This window comes from Candidatus Kuenenia stuttgartiensis, assembly GCF_900232105.1.
Lineage (GTDB): Bacteria > Planctomycetota > Brocadiia > Brocadiales > Brocadiaceae > Kuenenia > Kuenenia stuttgartiensis_A.
Genome location: NZ_LT934425.1, coordinates 1,275,181 through 1,296,794, shown reverse-complemented (window position 1 = coordinate 1,296,794; position 21,614 = coordinate 1,275,181). Strand labels below are relative to the sequence as shown.

18 protein-coding genes and 1 tRNA gene are annotated in these 21,614 nt (G+C 40.9%); 11 read left to right on the top strand and 8 right to left on the bottom strand.

All coding sequences use genetic code 11. The annotated features are described in order from the left end of the window. Positions 1 to 113: 113 nt before the first annotated feature. The 8 genes from folP to KSMBR1_RS05870 all read left to right on the top strand — a co-directional run bounded on the left by folP (position 114) and on the right by KSMBR1_RS05870 (position 8,853). Positions 114 to 1,055, top strand: a complete 942-nt coding sequence (gene folP / locus KSMBR1_RS05905; protein ID WP_197705361.1) for a dihydropteroate synthase — start codon at positions 114 to 116, stop codon at positions 1,053 to 1,055. Then, on the top strand, positions 1,048 to 1,869 hold the full coding sequence (gene cdaA / locus KSMBR1_RS05900; protein ID WP_099324481.1) for a diadenylate cyclase CdaA: 822 nt from the start codon (positions 1,048 to 1,050) through the stop codon (positions 1,867 to 1,869). Before folP ends, cdaA begins: the two co-directional genes overlap by 8 nt. Positions 1,870 to 1,871: 2 nt before the next feature. Then, positions 1,872 to 2,882 (top strand): CdaR family protein, encoded by a 1,011-nt coding sequence (locus KSMBR1_RS05895; protein ID WP_099324480.1) that lies wholly within the window; start codon positions 1,872 to 1,874, stop codon positions 2,880 to 2,882. Beyond that, positions 2,879 to 3,628, top strand: a complete 750-nt coding sequence (locus KSMBR1_RS05890) for a pyridoxine 5'-phosphate synthase (protein ID WP_099324479.1) — start codon at positions 2,879 to 2,881, stop codon at positions 3,626 to 3,628. Before KSMBR1_RS05895 ends, KSMBR1_RS05890 begins: the two co-directional genes overlap by 4 nt. Positions 3,629 to 3,758: 130 nt before the next feature. Next, complete coding sequence (dapA, locus tag KSMBR1_RS05885; RefSeq protein WP_099324478.1) at positions 3,759 to 4,628, top strand: 4-hydroxy-tetrahydrodipicolinate synthase; 870 nt, start codon at positions 3,759 to 3,761, stop codon at positions 4,626 to 4,628. A gap of 11 nt (positions 4,629 to 4,639) precedes the next feature. Continuing rightward, the gene (folE, locus tag KSMBR1_RS05880; protein ID WP_099324477.1) at positions 4,640 to 5,203 is read left to right on the top strand and encodes a GTP cyclohydrolase I FolE; all 564 of its coding nucleotides are present in this window, start codon (positions 4,640 to 4,642) and stop codon (positions 5,201 to 5,203) included. A 247-nt stretch (positions 5,204 to 5,450) separates the two neighbouring features. After that, a complete protein-coding gene (locus KSMBR1_RS05875) occupies positions 5,451 to 6,788 on the top strand; it encodes an IS1380-like element ISCku8 family transposase (RefSeq protein ID WP_099323544.1) in 1,338 nt (445 codons plus the stop codon). Positions 6,789 to 7,185: 397 nt separating this feature from the next. Next, positions 7,186 to 8,853 (top strand): TolC family protein, encoded by a 1,668-nt coding sequence (locus KSMBR1_RS05870; RefSeq protein WP_099324476.1) that lies wholly within the window; start codon positions 7,186 to 7,188, stop codon positions 8,851 to 8,853. 217 nt (positions 8,854 to 9,070) lie between these two features. Here KSMBR1_RS05870 and KSMBR1_RS05865 read toward each other — a convergent pair. From KSMBR1_RS05865 to KSMBR1_RS05850, 4 genes are all read right to left on the bottom strand, one after another. Next, a tRNA-Leu gene (locus KSMBR1_RS05865) sits at positions 9,071 to 9,156 on the bottom strand. A gap of 109 nt (positions 9,157 to 9,265) precedes the next feature. Then, entirely contained in the window at positions 9,266 to 10,087 is an 822-nt protein-coding gene (locus KSMBR1_RS05860) for a M48 family metallopeptidase (RefSeq protein WP_099324475.1), read from the bottom strand. Positions 10,088 to 10,104: 17 nt separating this feature from the next. After that, on the bottom strand, positions 10,105 to 11,667 hold the full coding sequence (gene metG / locus KSMBR1_RS05855) for a methionine--tRNA ligase (RefSeq protein ID WP_230405741.1): 1,563 nt from the start codon (positions 11,665 to 11,667) through the stop codon (positions 10,105 to 10,107). After that, positions 11,660 to 12,478 carry a PSP1 domain-containing protein gene (locus KSMBR1_RS05850; protein WP_157820409.1) on the bottom strand — a complete coding sequence of 273 codons (819 nt, stop codon included), beginning with the start codon at positions 12,476 to 12,478 and terminating at the stop codon, positions 11,660 to 11,662. Before KSMBR1_RS05850 ends, metG begins: the two co-directional genes overlap by 8 nt. 666 nt (positions 12,479 to 13,144) lie before the next feature. On the opposite strand from KSMBR1_RS05850, the gene KSMBR1_RS05845 reads away from it, so the two are divergent. Together KSMBR1_RS05845 and KSMBR1_RS05840 are read left to right on the top strand one after the other, a co-directional pair. Continuing rightward, positions 13,145 to 13,702 carry a hypothetical protein gene (locus KSMBR1_RS05845; RefSeq protein ID WP_099324472.1) on the top strand — a complete coding sequence of 186 codons (558 nt, stop codon included), beginning with the start codon at positions 13,145 to 13,147 and terminating at the stop codon, positions 13,700 to 13,702. A 323-nt stretch (positions 13,703 to 14,025) separates the two neighbouring features. After that, positions 14,026 to 15,384: an IS701 family transposase gene (locus KSMBR1_RS05840; RefSeq protein ID WP_099324471.1), complete on the top strand. Its 1,359-nt coding sequence runs from the start codon at positions 14,026 to 14,028 to the stop codon at positions 15,382 to 15,384. Positions 15,385 to 15,626: 242 nt separating this feature from the next. Here KSMBR1_RS05840 and KSMBR1_RS05835 read toward each other — a convergent pair whose 3' ends face one another. Together KSMBR1_RS05835 and cysC are read right to left on the bottom strand one after the other, a co-directional pair. Further along, positions 15,627 to 16,622 carry a GDP-L-fucose synthase family protein gene (locus KSMBR1_RS05835; protein WP_099324470.1) on the bottom strand — a complete coding sequence of 332 codons (996 nt, stop codon included), beginning with the start codon at positions 16,620 to 16,622 and terminating at the stop codon, positions 15,627 to 15,629. Between the two features lie 134 nt (positions 16,623 to 16,756). Then, complete coding sequence (gene cysC / locus KSMBR1_RS05830) at positions 16,757 to 17,368, bottom strand: adenylyl-sulfate kinase (protein WP_099324469.1); 612 nt, start codon at positions 17,366 to 17,368, stop codon at positions 16,757 to 16,759. A gap of 446 nt (positions 17,369 to 17,814) precedes the next feature. Between cysC and msrA the strand changes: the two genes are divergently transcribed. Beyond that, positions 17,815 to 18,447, top strand: coding sequence for a peptide-methionine (S)-S-oxide reductase MsrA (gene msrA / locus KSMBR1_RS05820; RefSeq protein ID WP_099324467.1), 633 nt, complete (start codon positions 17,815 to 17,817; stop codon positions 18,445 to 18,447). Positions 18,448 to 18,490: 43 nt separating this feature from the next. On the opposite strand, the gene glmS is transcribed toward msrA, so the two are convergent. Together glmS and lpxD are read right to left on the bottom strand one after the other, a co-directional pair. Further along, positions 18,491 to 20,317, bottom strand: coding sequence for a glutamine--fructose-6-phosphate transaminase (isomerizing) (gene glmS / locus KSMBR1_RS05815; protein WP_099324466.1), 1,827 nt, complete (start codon positions 20,315 to 20,317; stop codon positions 18,491 to 18,493). Positions 20,318 to 20,337: 20 nt separating this feature from the next. Beyond that, positions 20,338 to 21,345, bottom strand: a complete 1,008-nt coding sequence (gene lpxD / locus KSMBR1_RS05810; protein WP_099324465.1) for a UDP-3-O-(3-hydroxymyristoyl)glucosamine N-acyltransferase — start codon at positions 21,343 to 21,345, stop codon at positions 20,338 to 20,340. Positions 21,346 to 21,614 lie beyond the last annotated feature (269 nt).

The following is a 21,614-nucleotide window of genomic DNA, read 5'->3' as shown; positions in this document are numbered from 1 at the left end:
ACACGGAAGTTTATTTTCTTCTTTCCGCGTATTCCGTGTGTTCCGTGGTTCACCCAAAAACCATAATATAGTACTTTATCAGTAATTTCTTCGCACTTTTGGCAAAATATTTAATGGTTCCTTATGCAGTCGGCAGTCGGCAGTCGGCAGTCGGCAGTCGGCAAATTGCAGATTGGGGACTGGGGACTGGGGACTGGGGACTGAGGATTGTTTTCGTGTATTTTGAAATTGATTACCCTCGGGGAAAGTTGTGCCTGGGCGGGAAAACGCACATTATGGGTGTCTTGAATATAACGCCCGACTCCTTTTATGATGGCAACAAGCATTTTGTTCCCGAAGAGGCGATTGATCATGCGCATAAGATGATAGAAGAAGGAGCGGATATTATTGATGTTGGCGGTGAATCTACCAGACCTGGGGCGAGCCCGATATCTGAGGAAGAAGAATTAAAGAGGGTGATTCCGCTGATAAAGATACTATCAAAAGAGATCAATAAACCTATCTCCATCGATACATACAAGGCAGTTGTAGCAAAGAGAGCAATTGAAGAGGGTGCGTCAATGGTAAATGACATTGGCGGTTTGATTGACGATGAAAACATGTCAAAGGTCATTGCCGGGGCAAGAGTGCCTGTTGTCATAATGCATAAAAAAGGATCTCCCCTGACAATGCAAAAAAATCCCATATGTAAAGATCTGTTTCCGGAAATAATGTCCTGTTTGAAGAGATCCATTTCTACCGCAATGGAAGCAGGAATTGAGAAAAGTAAAATAATTTTGGATCCGGGGATAGGTTTTGGCAAGACTATGCAGCAAAATCTTGAAATACTGAAAAAGCTATACGAGTTTAAGGGAATGGGATATCCTTTGTTAATAGGCACATCACGGAAAAATTTTATTGGAGCGCTATTGAATGTTTCGGCACAGGAGCGGTTATACGGAACGCTTGCCACCCTTGCCGTGTCAATTATGAATGGCGCAAATATCATACGGGTACATGATGTGAAAGCTGCTGTCCATGTGGCAACAATATGCGATGCGATAAGGAATGCTTAAGATGTTAGAAAACCTGTCAATATTATTCGGAGATATCAGCGGGCGTATGATTCTACGGTCAGCGGGGGAGATATTTCTTATTTATATAATGCTTTATGCCGTTCTCAGAATCATGCAGGGTACTAGTGGTACAAGCATTTTAAGAGGTGTGGCGTTTATTATTGTTTTAATCTCCGTAGGTATATTGTTTTTTATAAGGAAACTGCAATTATATACAATCAATTGGCTGGTAACGGAATTTGTGCCGGTGTTTATTGTGCCAATGATTATTTTATTTCAACCGGAATTCCGGCGTGCATTGTTTAGGCTTGGTCAGAGCCCTGTTTTCAGCGTAATGGCAAAACCTGATTACCGGGTAGTTGATGAAATACTTAAGGCTGTCGGCATTTTATCAAAAAAGAGAATAGGCGCTCTTATTGCTATAGAAAGGGAAGCAGGCCTGAACAACTTTGCAGAAACCGGGATTAAACTAAATGCTGATGCCACCAGTGAACTGCTATGCTCTATCTTCTGGCCAGGTTCTCCATTGCACGATGGTGCGGTGATTATTCAGGAGCAGAAAATAAGCGCTGCCGGATGTTTGTTGCCGCTTACCGGAAATAAAGAATTATCAAAAGAGCTGGGAACACGTCACCGGGCGGCTGTCGGGCTTACAGAGGAAACGGACGCAATTGTGATTGTGGTATCTGAGGAGACGGGCAATGTGTCTGTGACATACAAAGGGACATTGAACCGTGGGGTTGATGACAAAGAATTGAAAAAGATTCTGAATGAACTATCCTCTGAAAAGTTTAGCCTTTCCAGGACTAAATAGTCGTGATTAAAGAAATAATTACCGGCAATCTTCTCACAAAATTTATGGCATTAGTGATGGCAATCGCCCTCTGGCTGTATGCAATTAACAGGCATACGGAAGATTTGACAGAGGTTGTGAGGCTATCAGTTTCTGTCCCAACAGGAATTACGGTGCTTGAGCAAAGTGCGGAAGATATTGTGGTGCATCTCAGAGGCCCTCAAAATGTGATTGAAACTACGAAGGGTCTGATCAAAGACCAAAAAGTTCATGCAAAATACGTTATCCAGGAATCTCCGGAGGGAATTGAGGATCAAATCAAACAGACGGTAATTATTGGCAGAGAGCATCTCGGCTTGCCTAATTCCGTCAAATTAATATCCGTTTACCCTGAAAAAGTAAGCATCTTACTGGGAAAATTGCAAAAAAAAAGGCTTAAGGTTAATTTGCAAAAAAAGGGGGAGCCTGCTATCGGATATACCATTGCGAATGAATTTGTTTTTCCCGCCGAGGTAGAAGTTGAAGGCCCTTTGAATGCTTTAAAAGAGGTTGTCTCCATCAACACGATACCAGTCGATATTGGAGGTATTACCGTTGAACAAAACCGCACCTTTCCCTGGCGAATTGAGATTGATCAAAAAGTAACCGTTAAACATGGAGATAAAAGCATTACGGTACCAGTTGTCTGCGATCAGGATATACGCATGTGGCTGCAAGTGGTGGAAAAACAGGAAACCAGGGTTATAGAAAAGTTAAAAATAAAAATACTGATGCCGGATAATTATCCGTATGTTATTAAATTGAGAGATGAGTACGTCAATATAAAAATAAAAGGTTCAAAGCTTTTGCTGGAAAAGCTGAATCCGGAGGATATCTTGCCCTATGTTGATGTTACTTCATTAAAACCCCCGGGACCCTACAAACAGCCGATTAAATGCCATTTAAGCAAAAACCTTGAAATTGTTGATAAATTGCCCGATGCCCACCTTGATATCAGGGAAAGGGAGAACCCTTCAGAAAGCGGAAAACAATGATAAAGTTAGGAGTAAACATCGACCACGTTGCTACCCTCCGTCAGGCAAGAAAGACGTATGAACCAGATCCTGTGACTGCCGCCTCTTTTGCAATTCTTGGCGGCGCAGATATTATTACCGTTCATTTGAGAGAAGACAGAAGGCACATACAAGACCGGGATATACTATTACTCAGGGAAACGGTTTTTACCAAACTAAACCTTGAGATGTCCATTGCGGATGAAATTGTAGACATAGCAATTAAAACAAAACCCGAACAGGTCGCCCTCGTACCTGAAAAAAGGCAAGAGGTTACCACCGAGGGCGGACTTGATGTGGCGTCACAAAAAAGTGTTATTGGCAGGGTGGTAAAACGACTTGCCGATGCAGGCATATTGATAAGTCTTTTTATAGATCCTGAAGAAGAACAGATTATTGCTGCAAAAGAGGTTGGGTCACAGTTTATAGAACTGCATACAGGTAATTACGCAAATGCGAAGGATGTGAACTTAAGGGCGAAATGGACGGAAAAACTCAGACAAGGCATTAAGATTGCGCATGGTTTAGGTTTAAGGGTAAATGCAGGGCATGGGTTAACTTATCAAAATGTTGGACATATCGTGGAATCACTGGATGTAGAAGAGTTGCATATCGGGCATAGCATCGTTTCCCGATCTGTTTTTGTCGGAATAAAAAAAGCCGTGCAGGAAATGAAGGATTTGATTTTCAGGCACAGTATGGCAAAGCCGGGGACTTCGTTGGACTAACCTGTAATTTATATAGGAATTTTCGCCGAAGGCCTGACTTAAATAAACGATTGCATTTCAAAAGGTAGAAAGCGTTATTTCTTGCGTACCATAATTGTGTTTTTGTTATTTCTGAAAAAGGAGCTTGATTATGTTTAAAGGTTCCCTTGTGGCCTTGGTAACCCCCTTTAATAATGGGCAAGTTGATTATAAAAAATTAAAAGAGCTTGTTGAATTTCATATTGAGAACGGAACAAATGGAATCGTTCCCTGCGGCACAACCGGCGAGGCCGCAACGCTTTCTTTTGAAGAACATGAACAGGTGGTAAGCGAGGTGGTAAATTATGTATCCGGCAGAATACCCGTTATCGCGGGAGCGGGTTCGAACAATACCAAAGAAGCCATCCATTTGACAAAACATGCCAGAAAAACAGGGGCAGACGGCGCGTTGGTCATTACTCCTTATTATAATAAACCGACCCCTGAAGGGCTTTACCGGCATTATAAAGCAATAGCAGAAGAGGTTGATATTCCCATTGTAATATATAATGTACCTTCCAGGACGGGTATTTCTATTTTGCCCGAAACCGTGGCAAGGCTTGCTGAAATGAAAAACATTGTTGCAATAAAAGATGCTAGCGGAAATATCGATCAGGCAACTAAAATATCGCAACTGTGCAATATAACAGTTCTTTCCGGAGAAGATTCCCTTATCCTCCCTATTATGTCCGTGGGAGGGAAAGGGGTAATATCGGTAACCGCCAATATAGCCCCGTCCGATACCGCCGCTCTCGTCAGGCATTGCTTAGAAGGCAATTTCGGAAAGGCGTTGGAATACCACTACAAGCTCTTTCCGTTATGCAAAGGGATGTTTATCGAGACAAATCCCATTCCTGTCAAGACGGCTATGAAATTATTAGGGAGGCTAAACGGTGAGATGCGTTTGCCACTGTGCGAGATAACGAAAGAAAATGAGGAAAGACTAAAGACTGTATTAGAAGATTATGGATTATTGTCATAAAGGAGCTTTTTTTGATAGATAAGGAAAAAATTCAGGCTGCTATACGTTTATTTATAGAAGGCATCGGAGAAGATCCCAACCGTGAAGGATTGCAGGAAACACCTGAAAGGGTTGCCGAAATGTGCGAAGAGATATTTGCAGGTATCGGGCAGGATTCTCACTCTGTAATTAAGGTATTAAAATCTGAAAAATACGACGAAATAGTTCTTTTAAAAGACATACCTTTTTATTCCATGTGTGAACACCACCTCCTTCCTTTCAGCGGAGTTTCCCATGTTGCCTATATCCCCCAGGGGAACAGGGTAACAGGCATCAGTAAGCTTGCCAGAGTGGTTAATATTGAAGCAAGGCGGCCACAGGTACAGGAAAGGCTTACGACAGATATTGCCGAATCTATCATGAAGGCATTAAAACCCAAGGGTGTTCTCGTCATTATTGAAGCAGAGCATCTCTGCATGACCATGCGAGGAATAAAAAAACCCGGCACAAAGGTGCTGACCTCCGTGGTAAGGGGCATATTTCGCGATAACCCCGCCACCCGTGCAGAAGTTATGGCATTAATCAAGGGACATTAAAAATCCGTAATATTTTAGTTTTTTGAAAAAGCAGAATGCTCTTTCCCAAGTTCCGCAAACTGGGTCAAATGTTCAATATTCAATTCTCAAATTGTTGCTCATTTGCCTCTATTCTTTTACATTGAACCTAAATCCTGCAAACAAGGCAAAGCCTTGTTGCAGGAATAGGATTGAAATGGTAGGATTTCCAAGGTATTCGGCGGTATATTGATAACAAAAAACACCTGAAAGGAGATTCACCATTTCGATGAAGAATATAGCAAAAAAATACAGCAAAAGACAACCGAAAATCAAGGCAGAGATGAGCGGGAAAGGCTTAACGGTACATGCAGGGCTTTTACCGGTATTGAATTTTATGGGTAAGCTGATGTTCCGGGAGAGAGTCCATGAAGCGGTCCATAAGGATCGTGGAGCAAATGCCCGGTATCAGTTTGTCGATGCGGTACAAATGGTAGTGATAGGGTTGATAGCAGGGGCGACATCGATGGTAGAGGTGATGAAGGTGTGTACAGATGAGGTATTGAAGAAGATGTCCGGGTGGAAAGAGGTACCTGTAGATACTACGATAGGACGTATTATGAAGCTGGCGAGTCAGGGAGATATAGTGGAACTGACGGGGGTGATCCACCGGTTTAGGGGAAAGATATGGAAGCGTGCGGTGAGATCAGGCCATAAACTCAGGAGTGCTCTTTGCGAAGTATGGATAGATGTTGATTCTACCGTAGATGGTGTATATGGGAAACAGGAGGGTGCAGAGGTAGGATATAATCCGCACAAGAAGGGGCAGAAGGCGTATCATCCCTTAATGGCATTTATTGCAGAAACAAAGGAGGTATTACATAGTTGGTTCCGCTGTGGAAGCGCCTACACGAGTAACGGAGTAGTAGAGTTCATGAAGGAATGTATGGCGTACATGAATAAGGGGGTAAGGGTGGTATTTCGAGGAGACAGCGGTTTTTTTACCGGAGAATTACTTGAATACCTTGAGTCAATATTGGCGGGATATCTGATTAAGGTAAAGCTGAAGAATCTGGAAGGATTGCTTGAAGGGCAGAAATGGAATGAGGTGAAAGGGGAGCCAGGATGGGAACAGGCTGAATTTTGGTATCGATGTGCAGGGTGGGATCGTGCGAGACGTTTTGTGGCAGTGCGGCAATTGGTCAAAAGAGAAAAGAAATTAGTAGAAGTGTCCGTGTATGAGTATTTTTGTTACGTTACAACGGAGCGGTTAAGTCCGATGGAAGCGCATCGTTGTTATGGAAAGAGGGCTACCTGCGAGACTTTGATAGAAGAGAGTAAAGGACAGATGAATGCGGGGCACATACGTACGGGTGAATTTTTGGCCAATGCTGCGCTATTTCAGTGTGCGGTGTTAGCGTATAATCTTTTGAAGTGGATGGGATTGCTCAGTGGTGGAGTGATACAACAGTGGGAAGTAAAGACGATGAGACTGTGGTTAATCCGTGTGGCAGGGAAACTGGTGGAGAGAAGCCGGCAGATGACATTAAAATTGCCGGAGAAATTTCTCCATCAGGAGGAATGGGAAAAGTGGGAACGCATGTCACTGGATGTAGTTTTTCAGTAGAAAACCGACGTTGTATTTCGTTTTTTTAGTCTTTTGAGAGTGGTAAGTATACCGCAGATGGAGACAGTACATCCCTATCTTGATTTTCATTGCATCAGAGAGCACGTTTCCGACAATTTCCCATGTCTTTTTGTTTAAAGTAGTACAATAGCGCTACCACAATTGCTAAAAAACGGATATCTGTTATCGCTTTTTGCCAATCTTGGTAGTGGAAAATACTGGTTTTCGCATTGCGAAAATCGTTTGCAGGATTTAGGTTGAATATTAATTTTTAAAAAGGTACTATGGCTCAATCCTCACAGATACAAATATCAATTCCGGGGCATTGCTTCCCGTAAAATTCATTTGATGTAAATGACAATGTTAAGGAAAAATTTTAATAGTTAATCGGTATATTATGCGAAGAAGAAATATATTTGACAAAATAGCGGCCGTCGTGCGTGGAACAGAGAAAAGATTTACAAAAAAACTGGACATATTTACGGCACTTTATCGTTTGCTCATCGTGTCAGCCCTTTTTTTTTGCAACGGAAAGATGGTCTTCGGAGAGGCAAAAAACGTGGACGAAAAATTGCCCCAGGCGGCATCGTCTTCATCAGTTGAAATGCATTCAAATCTGAAGTTTATGAATATCGGCCTGAAAGACAGCATTGTATATGCATTAAAAAATAATTTTGATATTGAGATATCACGGTTAGATACGAAGGCAAGAGGTCACGACATTGCAATAGAAAAGTCGGTATTTGATCCTACCTTAGAGATAACCGGAGGCATTAATAACAAAAAAACCCCCAGCAACAGCGCACTGGTAAGTGGAGAAACAACCACTACCGAGACAACCCCTTTCGTTTCTGAAGGAAAGACGGGTAATGCTGTCTTGCGATCACTGATACCTACAGGCGCGACTCTTTCTTTAGAATACAATTTATTTCGGGAATTTGTAGATCCGCAGGCGTTTACGTTGCTTACTCCAACGTATGCAAATTACATAGAAGCAAAGATTACTCAGCCTTTGTTAAAAGGCGCCGGCTGGTTTTATAACCGAAGCCCCATTTATATCGCCAGAAATAATAAAAAGATATCATTCGCACAATTTAAAAGCACTGCTATTGAAGTTTCTAATGCTGTTCAAGAGGCATATTGGAATTTCGTAAAGGCAATTGAGGACTTGAAAGTGGCAAAAAAATCTCTGGAACGAGCGGAAGATTTACTGCGGAAGAATAAAATAGAGGTAGAATCAGGAACCCTTGCACCCATCGAAATTATTGAAGCAGAGTCGGGGGTGGCGTCACGGGTTGAAGCAATAATTTCTGCCGAAAATGCAATCAGGGACAAAGAAGATGAATTGAAAAGAATACTGAATCTCGCAGACAGTGAGATTATTTCTGATGTGGAAATTGTTCCCGTTGACAAACCAACATTCGAACCAAAAGAAGTTCCGCTGAAAGAGACTATTAAAATTGCAATGGAGAAACGTCCTGAATTAAAGGAATTGCAAATAGAGGTCGAAAATGCGGGCATGGAAGTACGAAGGAAAAAGAATGAACTATTTCCTAAATTGGATCTTACCGGTGGAGTTCGTTATTCAGGGCTTGGGGGTACCATTGATGGTGCCCATGACTCTACATTTTCAGGGGATTTTCAGGGAGAATTTATCACCCTGACCTTTGAAGTTCCTATTGGTAACAGGGCAGCCAGAAATGACTACAAAAAAGCAAAGCTTGGTAAAGAACAGTCTGCCCTGAATGTGAAAAAGAAAGAACTGGATATTGTTGTAGAGGTGAGAGGGTCGGTTCGTGAAGTAATGACGAACATTGAAAGGGTTATGGCCACCAGAAAGGCGAGGGAATTAGCACAAAAAAGACTGGAAGTCGAAGAAAAGAAATACAGCGTGGGACGATCAACCAGTCTGGAAATTCTCCGCGCCCAGGAGGATTTAGCTACCGCAGAAGGGAATGAAACAAAGGCGCTCACTGATTATGAAATATCTCGTGGTAGTCTCGAAGCTGCAAAAGGAACGATTCTCGATGCCTATAATATTCAGGTAGAAGAGGACATTACATGATATAAGGCACATAGAAAAATTTAATGTGCCTGTAATTGTCCTTTCTGCCAAGGCGAGAACACCTAGGATTCCTCACTTCGCTCAGTCTCCGGCAAAAATAAGGAACGGGAACTAAGGCTCAGGGTAGTTTACTAAAATACCTTTTTTAAATGCTGCGTTAAAAAAACGCGGGAAGGTTTTGGAAGACATTTGAGCAGGGATATGCATTTTAAATAAATGCCAGAGGTGGGACTCGAACCCACACCACCGGTGAAGATGACCAGATTTTGAGTCTGGCGTGTCTGCCAATTCCACCACTCTGGCATATTTTTATCCAGTATAATATTTTCCCGTAAATTATCAATGGATATTTTTTGTTTTGTGCACTTAGATTGCTTCGTTGGAATCCTTTCCGGTTTGACCGTGACCCCCTCTATTGCTCCATAGGTTTTTTATAATACTGCATCGCCTCGGGTATTTTTTCTCTTATCTTCCTTATTCTGGTATCGTCAGAAGGATGGGTACTCATAAATTCAGGAACTGTTTCGCCATTCTTCGTATCTGCCATTCTCTGCCAGAAGTCTACCGCATGATGAGGGTCGTATCCCGCCATAGCCATAAAAATCAGCCCAAGATAGTCTGCCTCGCTTTCATGAAGGCGACTATAAGGAAGCAGAACGCCGTATTGACTGCCATACCCATATGCAGCGGAAACAACTTGTTTTGTCATATCCGATTTGCCGCTTAAAGCAACAGAAACCGCTGTTTCTCCCATTTGTGTCATTAATTCCTGGCTCATTCGTTCATTACCATGTTTTGCAACTGCATGCGCCACCTCATGTCCCATAACCACCGCGAGGCCGTTTTCGTCTTTTGTTACCGGCAATATTCCCGTATATACCACTACTTTTCCGCCTGGCATTGCCCATGCATTCACATCGTTACTTTCCACAAGATTAAATTCCCATGCATAATCCTTTAATTCATGAGACATGTTGTTTTGTGCAAAGTATTGTTCTACAGCACCTTGTATCCTTTTCCCAACCTTTTTCACCATGTTGGATTCTTCCTGGTTTTTACTCAACGCATTGGTTTTAACAAATTCCTGATATTGCTGGAAACTCATGTTAAGTATTGTTGATTCGGGAATAAAGCTCACTTGTTTTCTGCCGGTGATGGGTACAGAACTACACGATAAACAAAAAAAGGAAATAAGTATTAAGAAATAAGAAATGTTTTTTTTCTGAAAGTGCATTTTTCCGCTCCTTGTTATTAAACTTTATTATTCATCGCTATATTTTTCCCAGGATTTTCAGTTTCTTTTTCAATCCTGGGGAACAATGGCTTCCCTTTTTTTACGATAACGCCGCTTTTTATGATCTGCTGATATTCCAGGCAAGGGGATTCATTGTTTTCCAGAATACCAAGTTGTTTTTGTATTTCAATGCAGGTGTTTGGCATAAAAGGGTAAATAACTATTGAAATATCTTTGATTGCCTTTGCCAGCGAGCTGATTACATTTTTCAGTTGCGGTTTGTAGGCGCTCGTTTTTGCAAGCACCCATGGTTTTTTTTCTTCAATACATTTATTTGCGCTTCCCACAAACTCCCAGATTGCTTCCAACGCTTTGCTAAATTGAAGATTGTCCAATTCCTTGTTTATTTTACTGAGGGTGTTTTGAGAGATTTCCTTTAATACATCGTCTTTCTCTGAATATTCAGGTATCACTGCATCGAAATATTTTTCAATCATGGTGAGTGTACGTTGTAGCAGATTACCCAGGTCATTGCCAAGGTCAGAATTAATCCTGTTTGTTAAAGCGGTGTAGGAAAAATTGCCGTCGGATCCGAAAGGAACTTCTCTGAGGATGAAATACCGGTAAGCATCCGTACCATAGATTTGGATAATGTTTAATGGGTCTATTGCGTTTCCCAATGATTTGGAAATCTTTTGCCCTTCAATTGTCCACCAGCCGTGGGTAAAGATTTTAAAGGGTAATTCTATTTTTAATGACATAAGGATTGCCGGCCAGATTGCCCCATGAAACCACAATATTTCCTTTCCTATGATATGTACATTTGCAGGCCAGTATTTCTGGAATAGCTCCATATCATCATCATAGCCCAGAGCCGTTATGTAGTTCAAAAGTGCGTCTATCCAAACATATATTGTTTGCGTAGTATCCATGGGCACTTGAATTCCCCAGGTTACTGCAGATCTGCTTATGCTGATATCTTCAATATGAGAGGTTATTCTTTGGAGTATTTCATTTCGTCTTGATTCTGGTTGAATAAATTCCGGATGCTTATCATAGTGTTCAATAAGCGGTTTTTGATATTTTGATAACCGAAAGAAATAATTTTTTTCTTTTACTTTTTCTACATTGCGTCTGCATTCCGGACACCTTCCTTCATCGAGTTGCGTTTCTGTCCAAAAGCTTTCACAGGGGACGCAGTATCTCCCTTCGTATTCTCCAAGGTAAATATCGCCGTTTTCGAATAACTTCTGAAATATCTTTTTGACACGTTTAACATGCCGTTCGTCGGTGGTGCGTATGAAGTCGTCGTTGGAAATATTAAGATTTTCCCACAGATCTTTGAACTTGCCTACAACCATATCGACAAAATCATTAGGTGTTTTGTTGCAGGCTTCGGCAGCCTTTTGAATTTTCTGCCCGTGTTCATCTGAACCGGTCAAAAAAAATACGTCATATTGCTGCAATCTTCTGTACCTGGCTAAAACATCTGCGGCTATGGTAGTGTAAGAATGTCCGATATGAGGTATATCATTTACGTAATAGATAGGTGTGGTAAGATAAAAAGACTGTCTACCCATGGCCACAATCCTCTTTGCAGGATTGAAGACAATCGCTTTTCCCCTTCTGGGCGGGCGGTGCAGGTTTATTTTGTACCACCCGGGTTATCTCTTTTGTGGAAACGGTAAACCGGCTTCCATTTTCCAATTCCACAGTAACCTGTTGCTGCAAAATATCGTGGTTGATTATTTCTCCGATGCCTTTTGCGGTTTTCACGGAAGTTCCTTTTTTAGGAAGTCCTTGTTTTAACTCTTCATAAACGCGGTCCTCGTAACGCAGACAACACATCAACCTGCCACATCTCCCCGATATTTTAGAGGGGTCCAGGGTAGCTTTTTGGTTTTTTGCCATTTTCATCGTAACCGGTTCCAGGTTTTTCAGAAAAGACCGGCAGCATAGTTCCTGCCCGCAGTGTTCGTAATCCGCCAAAAGCCTTGCTTCATCGCGTACGCCAATTTGTTTCAACTCTATTCGCGCCTGATATTCTTTTGCAAGATCCTTTACCAGTTCTCTGAAATCAACGCGTCCATTGGCAAGAAAATAAAAAATGATTTTTTTACTCCCAAATAAGTGCTCTACGTATGCAAGTTTCATGAGGAGTTTATGTTCTTTCATCTTCATTTGGCAAAATTTCGATTCGCTTGGGATGGTTTCCTGGTCTATTTTTTTCTGCTTTTCTTTATCCTCAGGTGTTGCTTTTCTCAAAACTTCCCCAAGATATTCGACGGATGCATCATCTTCTATTTCACGTACTTTGGCAATAACAGTGCCAAATTCTATTCCTCTGTGAGAGCGGATGATCACCTCGTCACCCCTTTTTATTGAGTTCATTGGCGCAAAAAAATCTCCGGTATTTTTTAATACGCCGTATCGAATGGTTAAAATTTGTCGCATATAAATCTATCGGGACAAAGCCTCGTACCTATAAAAAGTGTGTGAAACCACAGATTTTAAGGATTACACAAATTATTGAGATTTCTCTTTGTGAAATCATCGCAATCTGCGGTACCCGTAATTTCTTCTACAACGTAACTCTTTTGTGAATACAAAACGCAGATACCGTTTTTAAATAGAAGTCTGCATTCCGCAATAATGAAACATCCATAGCCTTAAGGCGCAAATGGAATAAAATTTTCCGTATCACTTGAATTTTCTGGCAACAATTTCCCCTATTACGGAAACATTCAGGTAAAACGCATAAATATGAGTGAATAGTAGCAATTGCATTGCCTAATGTCAAGTTATAACGCTTTATTTGATTTTATGTAATTACTTAATAGAAACACACTTGCATTAATTATTTTAATTATGATATGATAATTTTTCGTAAAAAAACCTGCAATTTCACAACAACGGGATTTTCGGGGTTTTACCTTCTCGCACATGGGGAGTGGTATGCAATAGAGGGCAGTGCTATTGAATCACATATAGAAGAACGATTCGTGAATAGAAAGATGTGATGAAAATGATTAATGATTTTTTTGAAAGGAAACACCGATGAAAAGATTTTCTATTTTTATATCATTTATAATGTTCATCATTATCGGTAGCAATACTTTATTTGCTCAGGATGTATCAAATAAGGTGCAGTTGCTGGAAATTGTCATTTCAAATCTGGTATCCCGGATAGAATCACTTGAGAAGCGCGTTAATGTACTGGAAAAACAGCTTACGGGTGCTGCTGGTGTAGCAGCGCCATCCGGTGAAGCGCCGAAAAAAAAGATGGATGCTAAAGTGCATCGTGAGGATTTTGTTGCCGCACCTGTTATGGTGGGGTATGAGGATCTTGGGGACGGATTTTTTGCCAGAAATGTACGTTTTAGTCCTTTTGGTGAAAACGTGTTATTAACAGGGGAAATCACAAACAAATCCGGCAAAAATTACCGCTTTGCAAAATTTAAATTAAGCATTTACGATGACCGGGGCATTTTTTTAAAAGAAGAGGAGTTTTCCATTCCTGATATTCCGAACGAAGGCACAGAATCTTTTGAATCGATGATTGTCGGGTTACCATCTGCTTTTATAAGTAAATATGAAATACGGTTCGCTAAATAAAATACCTCATTGAACAGCTCCGTCAGAGTAAACATTCATTAGCCGATGGCACGCAAAAGGGCATGAAAACATTTATTTATTTGGACATTTGACCCTACTTCTGTACCGATACTATTACATCGTTTCGTTAAAATGTGTACGTAAAAAAATGTCATTGCGAGGAGTGGAGCGACGAAGCAATCTCTTGTCCCAAAAGACTTAAGATTGCTTCGCTGTCGCTCGCAATGACGGTATCAATGTAGATACATTACTTTGTTAAAGAAAGCGTCTGAAAAAATATTTTTAAGTCGTAAGTCGAGTCGGCCACAACTTATGACTTAGCAATGCTTTGCGACAAATATTTACTCTTGATTTTGCTCGTTACTTCCGGTATTAATTGCACTTGTAAATTTTTTACACAATCAATTACCGGAGCAAAGGATTTGAGTATTTTCAGAACAAACATACCGTTATTAAATAAATTTCTTGAACATTTTGCATCGTGTTTTACTAAAAAACAATTTGCAATGTTTCTACTTGTCGTCTACGCAATGTTTAAAGACTATAAAAGAAATTCACTGGAGGCCATGGCGCAAGCCGTTCATACGGATTACCAGAAATTTCAATACTTCTTTTCTGAATCCAAATGGGATTTACCCGCATTAAAGCAGAAAAGAATGGACATTATCCAAAAACAAAGAACCACGGCATTGTCAAAAGACAGCATCCTTACCATAGATGATACCGGATGTCCAAAGCCCTATGCTAAAAATACAGAGGCAGCCAAATGGCAATATTGCGGTCCGCTTAAAAGGCCGGAAACCTGCAATGTTGTTGTTGGCGCGGCATTTGTCTCAAAAACAAAACATTTTCCCCTGGATGTTATTCCCTACCTTCCTGCCGATGAGTTCGGGGAAGGGAAAAATGACCCCAAATTTAAAGACAAAATACAAATAGCAATGGATATGTTTGATGCTGCTTCGAACGCCTTTGATTTTTCAGCTATTGCCTTCGACACATGGTATGCCTCTCAACGGTTTCTCGAACATATTCACGCAAAAAAGAAACACTTTTTTTCAGAAATAAAATCAAACAGAAATATCTCCATGTACCATCCGGAAAAACAAAAATATTGCATAATCAAACCAGATGAGCTCGTGACCCTCATCAAAAAGCATTATGCCGGCAAAATCAAGTATGTTACTTTAAAATCCGCGGATGGAAGTGAAGTCTCCTATAAAACCTACACGTTTGACGCCAAACTGAATGGTTGCAATGTCCCGTTGAAGTTTGTGGTAATTTTGGGAAAATGGAACAAGGAAGATGATAAAAAATATCATGTCCTTATCACCAATCAACTCGACGCCTCTGTAAAAACGGTTATCACAAACTATCTGTTGCGTTGGGGTATTGAACACTGTTTCAAGGAATTGAAGGATACTTTTTATTTCGATCATTATCAGGTAAGGCACATTGACAAGATTGAGCGATATTGGAATATTTGTCTGATCTCATGGACATTCGTTTACTGGATAAAACAAAACGCTTATCTGGATAAAATCATAGAAACAAAACCTTCTACCTTTAATGAATTCAAAAAAGCAATCAATTCCCTGCTTGAATTCTCATCAACAAACGCTTTATCAAAGAACGAAAAACTCTCACAAGAATATTTTAAACATTACTTTGTTAAAAACCACTGAAACCGTTCATAAAGTGATATATTTTGTATGCCTTTGCGTTCGGCATCCTACTTATTGTATGGTATTAATCAAGGATTTTTCAAAGCATAAATCCTTTTAAATAGAGGGAATTAAGGTTGTTTTGCATATTATTTTAACAAAGTAATGTTTTAAAATTAAATCCGCTCGATTTAAGAAAAAAATCGCCGCTTAATTTTTAACAAAGTAATGTAGATATTTTAATGAAACCGCTATACTATACTCTAAAAACTGTGGTGTCGTCTATTTTTGATATACCAGTCAATTGTCTTTTGCAAACCTTCTTCAAACAGCATCCTCGCTTTAAATCCGAATTCTTTTTCAGCTTTAGACGTATCCAACCTTCGCCTTGGTTGACCATCGGGTTTTGAAGTATCCCAGACAACCCCTCCTTTGAAGTCTGTTAGTTTAGTAATCAATCCTACCAGATCTTTTATGGAAATCTCAAATCCTGCCCCAAGATTAACCGGGTCTGGTTTGTTATATTTTTCAGTGGCAAGGACAATCCCTTCCGCAGCATCTTCCACGTAGAGAAATTCCCGGGTGGGAGTACCTGTGCCCCAAACGGTAATAGACGGTTGAGGTTGAGAACGTGAGGGTTCAAAGTGCCCGGCCTCCGCCACCGCCGTAAAATATTTTGCCTCTACACATTTTCTTATAAGAGCCGGGATTACATGAGAAGATTCAAGATCGAAATTATCTCCAGGTCCGTAAAGGTTTACCGGTAAAAGATAAATAGCATTAAATCCATATTGCTGTCTGTATGCCTGCGACTGAACCAAAAGCATTTTCTTCGCCAATCCATAAGGTGCATTTGTTTCCTCCGGATAACCATCCCATAAATTCTCTTCCTTAAATGGTACAGAGGCAAATTTTGGATAAGCGCAAATCGTGCCAATGGATACAAATTTTTCTACCCCGGCCCGTCTTCCAGCCTCCAGCATTTGTACGCCCATCATCAGGTTGTCGTAAAAGAATTTCCCCGGACTCGACTGGTTAGCACCTATGCCGCCGACCCTTGCTGCAAGATGAATGACAATGTCTGGCATGGCATCCTTGTAAAGCCTTTTACAGGATTCATTTTCAACAAGATCGTAGTCTTTACTCCTTGGTACGAATATCTCTTTGCAGCCGCGCTCTTTTAGTTTTTCAATAACAAAGGAGCCGAGAAATCCGGCGCCGCCAGTGACAATTGTTCTTTTATTTATCCAGAAATCCATAATACTAGGAATGGTGTATGAAGAGTGGGTTGCCTTTCCATTCAGCCTCCCTTGAAATTAATGTGCTCTTAAGTGAAGGAGCAGAATCAGCATAAAGTTATGCTTTTACGTAAAAAGAAGATTACACCTTTTTTTCAGAATCGTACATACCTGTTTTCTTCGAGGTATTTTAAAATAGCTCTGGTTGATTCTTCTACCGGCATTACCGATGTATCAATGGTCAGCTCGGGGTTGGAGGGTTCTTCATAAGGCGCAGATATGCCCGTAAATTCTTTTATTTCTCCAGTCCTGGCTTTTTTATAGAGACCCTTTACATCGCGTTGTTCGCACACGTTAAGCGGACATTTCACATAAATTTCTATAAATTCCCCTTCGTTCTGCAATTTCCTCGCATTATCTCTGTCTTCTTTATAGGGAGAGATAAAGGCGGTTATTGTTATTATATTTGCGTCAGTAAAAAGTTTGGCGACCTCTCCAATACGCCGAATATTTTCTGCGCGGTCCTCGGGGGAAAACCCAAGATTCTTATTAAGGCCGTGGCGTATATTGTCGCCATCGAGTATATATGCCTGATGTTTATTTTCAACAAGAGCGTGTTCAAGCTCTACGGCAATGGTGGATTTCCCAGACCCTGAAAGACCCGTGAGCCAGATAGTGACTCCCTTTTGTTTCATCAGATCGATTCTGTGCGCCTTTGTAATCTTGCCATGATGCCATTTTATGTTCGTAACCTTCTGGTCTGACATTTCATCTCCTTATTGATAAGCGAAAGTATTAAATAATTAAAGTATGCGCCCCCTGCTGGCGACCAAATAACTTCATGGGTTCGGGTGACAAACCTGAGTCGCCGTGATTGATTCATTTGAAAATGTTGCATGACAGTTGCCCTTGTTGGCAATAATTCCATGTTGCGCGGTTGAAAACAAATTTCCAAACAAGATAAATATTTTATGGAGTATATAATTGATAAAATAAAGTTTTGTAAATACTATAGAACCTATTGTAAAAATGCAAACTTTTTCCACCTGTATTTGTCGCATAATAATAAGAGTTGGAGGATTTTTTTGTGGGATGTCCTCTTTCATTCTGACAAATATTTGATACTATGAGATTACGCTTCGTTTTCGGTAAAAGCAGTAAACGTGTATTAACGAATATCTTCAAAATTACAGCATGTAAGGGGGGCGCTGGTATGAATAATTATTTGATTCCATTATTTATATTAATTGTTTTAGGAATAAATGGCGCATTGTGTGGTGAAAGTAAAAATAGCGATAGTGATACGACTCATAAAAAATATGAAATGGCTACCTTTGCCGGGGGTTGTTTTTGGTGCATGCAGCAGCCCTTCGACCAATTAGAGGGCGTGATTTCCACTGCTGTCGGATATACCGGCGGCAATGTTGAGAATCCTGCCTATGAGGATGTATATTCCGGCAGGACGGGCCATGCAGAAGCGATAGAGATATGGTATGATCCCTCGCTCATTTCTTACGCGTCTCTTTTGCAAGTATTTTGGAGAAATATTGATCCTACTGCAATGAACAGGCAATTTGCTGACGTAGGGTCTCAATACCGAACGGCAATCTTTTATCATACGGAGGAACAGAAAAATCTTGCCGAGTCGTCAAAAAAAGAGTTGGAGAAATCAGGAAAATTTAATAAGCCAATTGTCACGGAAATTGTGCCTGCTTCGGCATTTTACAAGGCGGAAGAGTATCATCAGAAATATTATGAGAAAAACCAGACACAGTACAACAGGTATAAATATGGCTCGGGAAGGGAGCGGTATTTAAAAGAGAAGTGGGAAAAGGACGCAAAGTAAAATAGCGTTCTCTGTGTTCTTATATGAAATAGTGTTTTTTGTTTTATTCTACCGTGACGCTTTTTGCCAGATTTCTTGGCTTGTCCACATCGCAACCACGTAAGACTGCCATATGGTATGCAAGTAATTGGAGGGGAATTACCGAAAGAATTGGTATCAGAACGCCTGAAGTTTCCGGGATATGGAATACATGATCGACCTTTTCGGTAATTTTTCTGTCTCCTTCCGTTGCAATTGCAATGACTTTTCCACCCCTTGATTTCACTTCTTCAATGTTGTTGAGTATTTTTCCGTACGTACTGTCTTTTGTTGCGATAAATATTACCGGCATATTTTTGTCAATAAGGGCAATGGGGCCGTGTTTCATTTCAGCCGCGGGATAGCCCTCTGCGTGGATATATGAGATTTCCTTTAATTTAAGGGCACCCTCAAGCGCCACGGGATAGTTGAATCCTCTGCCAAGGTAAAGGGCGTGGTTCGTGTCTTTGTAGATTTTCGCGATTTCTCCTATTTCCTTTTCCCTGTCGAGAATGGTTTGTATCTTGTCAGGGATAGTCCTGATAGCAGAAATCATTTCAGGCGGAATGGCGTAGTCTTTGTTTTTCAGAAGCAACAGGTAAAGGGAAAACAAATAGAAGGCGGCTATCTGTGCAGTAAATGCCTTTGTAGATGCAACCCCTATTTCCGGGCCGATATGCAGGTAAATTCCCGATCCGGCCTCACGGGCAATACTGCTTCCGACAACATTGCAGATTGACAACATTGCGGCCCCCTTTCCCTTTGCCTGGCGCATAGCCGCCAGTGTATCCGCTGTTTCTCCCGATTGACTGATGGCGATTACTATGGTGTTTTTTTCGATAATGGGGTTACGATAACGAAATTCAGATGCATATTCCACTTCGACGGGAAGCCTGACCAACTCTTCCAGCATATACTCTCCGACCAATCCGGCATGCCAGGACGTTCCGCACGCAATAATGATAATCCGTTTTGCTTCTAAAAGTTCTTTTTCCCGGTTAATGAGTCCGCCTAATTTTATCGGACCGTGGTTTCCGTCCACCCTTCCTCTCATAAGGTTGAGAAGCGCCTGGGGCTGTTCGTGGATTTCTTTCAGCATGAAGTGTTTGTAACCGCCTTTTTCGATCATATCAATATTCCACAACACCTCTTCTGTTTTTTTATATGTAGGGATGTTTTGTATGGTCTTTGTTTTGTAACCTTCGGGGGTTAGGATTGCTATCTCATTGTCGTCCAGGTACATTACCTCCCGTGTATGTTCCAACGAGGCAGACACGTCAGAAGTAATGAAATATTCATGGTCTCCAATCCCCAGTATTAACGGTGATCCATTTCTTGCTGCTACGATTTTTTCGGGATCTTTTGAAGAAATAGCTGCAAGCCCATACGTTCCTTCCACTTTCTTCAGAGCTTCCATGACAGCGGTTTCAAGATTATCCCGGTAATGTTCCTCGATAAGATGCGCCAGCACCTCGGTATCTGTCTGGCTTCTGAACGTATGGCCGTTTTGCTGCAATTTTAATTTCAAATAGTCATAATTCTCAATGATCCCATTATGCACCACTGCGATTTCGTTATGGCAATCAAAGTGGGGATGCGCATTTTCAAAAGTAGGTGTACCATGGGTCGCCCATCGCGTATGAACAATCCCTGCATGTGAAATACATACATTACCGCTTAATTTTTCTTCCAGCATTGCAATTTTTCCAACAGCCTTCTCACAGCGCAGGGAACCGTTTTCAAAAAAGGCAATCCCGGAAGAATCGTAACCACGATATTCCAGCCTTTTGATACCATGCATCAAAACATTGAGGGCATTTTTAGGTCCAATATACCCGACAATTCCACACATATACGATTTCCTCTCCCGGTTTATGATGTATGCATTACTTTTTTAATCGCCTGATACATTTCGGGCAGTTTTCTCAATAACACCTGTATTCGCTTTTCTTCAGATATCGGCTTTGCCGGAGCGCCCCAGACAATAGCGCCTGGTTTGAGGTTTTTGTGGACCTTCGATCCTCCGCCTATAACGCAATTATCCCCGATTGTTGCATGGCCAGTAATGTCTACGTCTCCGGCAACCATAACATTTTTCCCGATTTTTACGCTGCCGGCAATTTTTGCATAGCCTACGAGCATTGTATTCTCCCCAATTTCCACATTATGCGCGATATGCGAATGATTGTCTATTTTTACGCCGTTTCCGATGATTGTTTTATCTATGGCCGCGCGGCAAACAGTTACCATTGATCCGATTTCCACATCATCTCCAATTTCCACCGTTCCTATTTGGGGGATCTTGATGTGTTTTTTTTCCATTTGGAGGTAACCGAAACCATCATCGCCAATAACACTGTTACAATGAATAATTACCCTTCTGCCAATACTACATTTTTCCCTGATAGTGACATTCGCATAAATAAGGGCATTGTCTCCGATTTTGCAATCCTTTCCAATGAACGTACCGGGATAAATGACAACATTGTTTCCAATTACAGCGTTATCTTCTATTACAACGTACGCGCCAATAGAGGCATCCTTGCCAATTGCAGCGCTGCTGCTGATAATTGCGGAAGTATGGATGCTTGCCTGACGGGCAAATCTTTTTTTTGCAGCATCGCCCATGAGGAGGGTAAACGCAAAAAACGGATTTTGTAGTATGATACAGGGTTTTTTTAATGCAGAAATTTCCTGGTGTACTATAAATGCAGAAGCCTGAGAAGAAAGAGCCTGCCGGATGAGCGTATCATTTTTAACAAAAGAAATATCCCCTTCACCCGCATTTTCAATGCCGGCAATACCGGTGATAACGGTTTCCTCATCGCCAAGGATTTTGCCACCTATGATTGCTTGAATTTGGTGTAGGGTATATTTCATGGTGTATGGCCAAAGAAGCCTATTTTTCTAAAAATATTTCAAAACTTCCGTTATTAAATTATTTCACTAATTCAATGAAAACACATGACGTGATGAAAAATCGGTTGAAAATTGATGTAAACAAAAAAAAGAACCAGATTGGCAGGAGAATGATTGCGTAGTGTTGATACGTTCATATGACAATTGATAATTGCCCAAACAACTTCTAATGACAAGACATAAAATGCAAATCATTTTGTCATTAGAAGTTGTTTTCGTATTTCATCCTT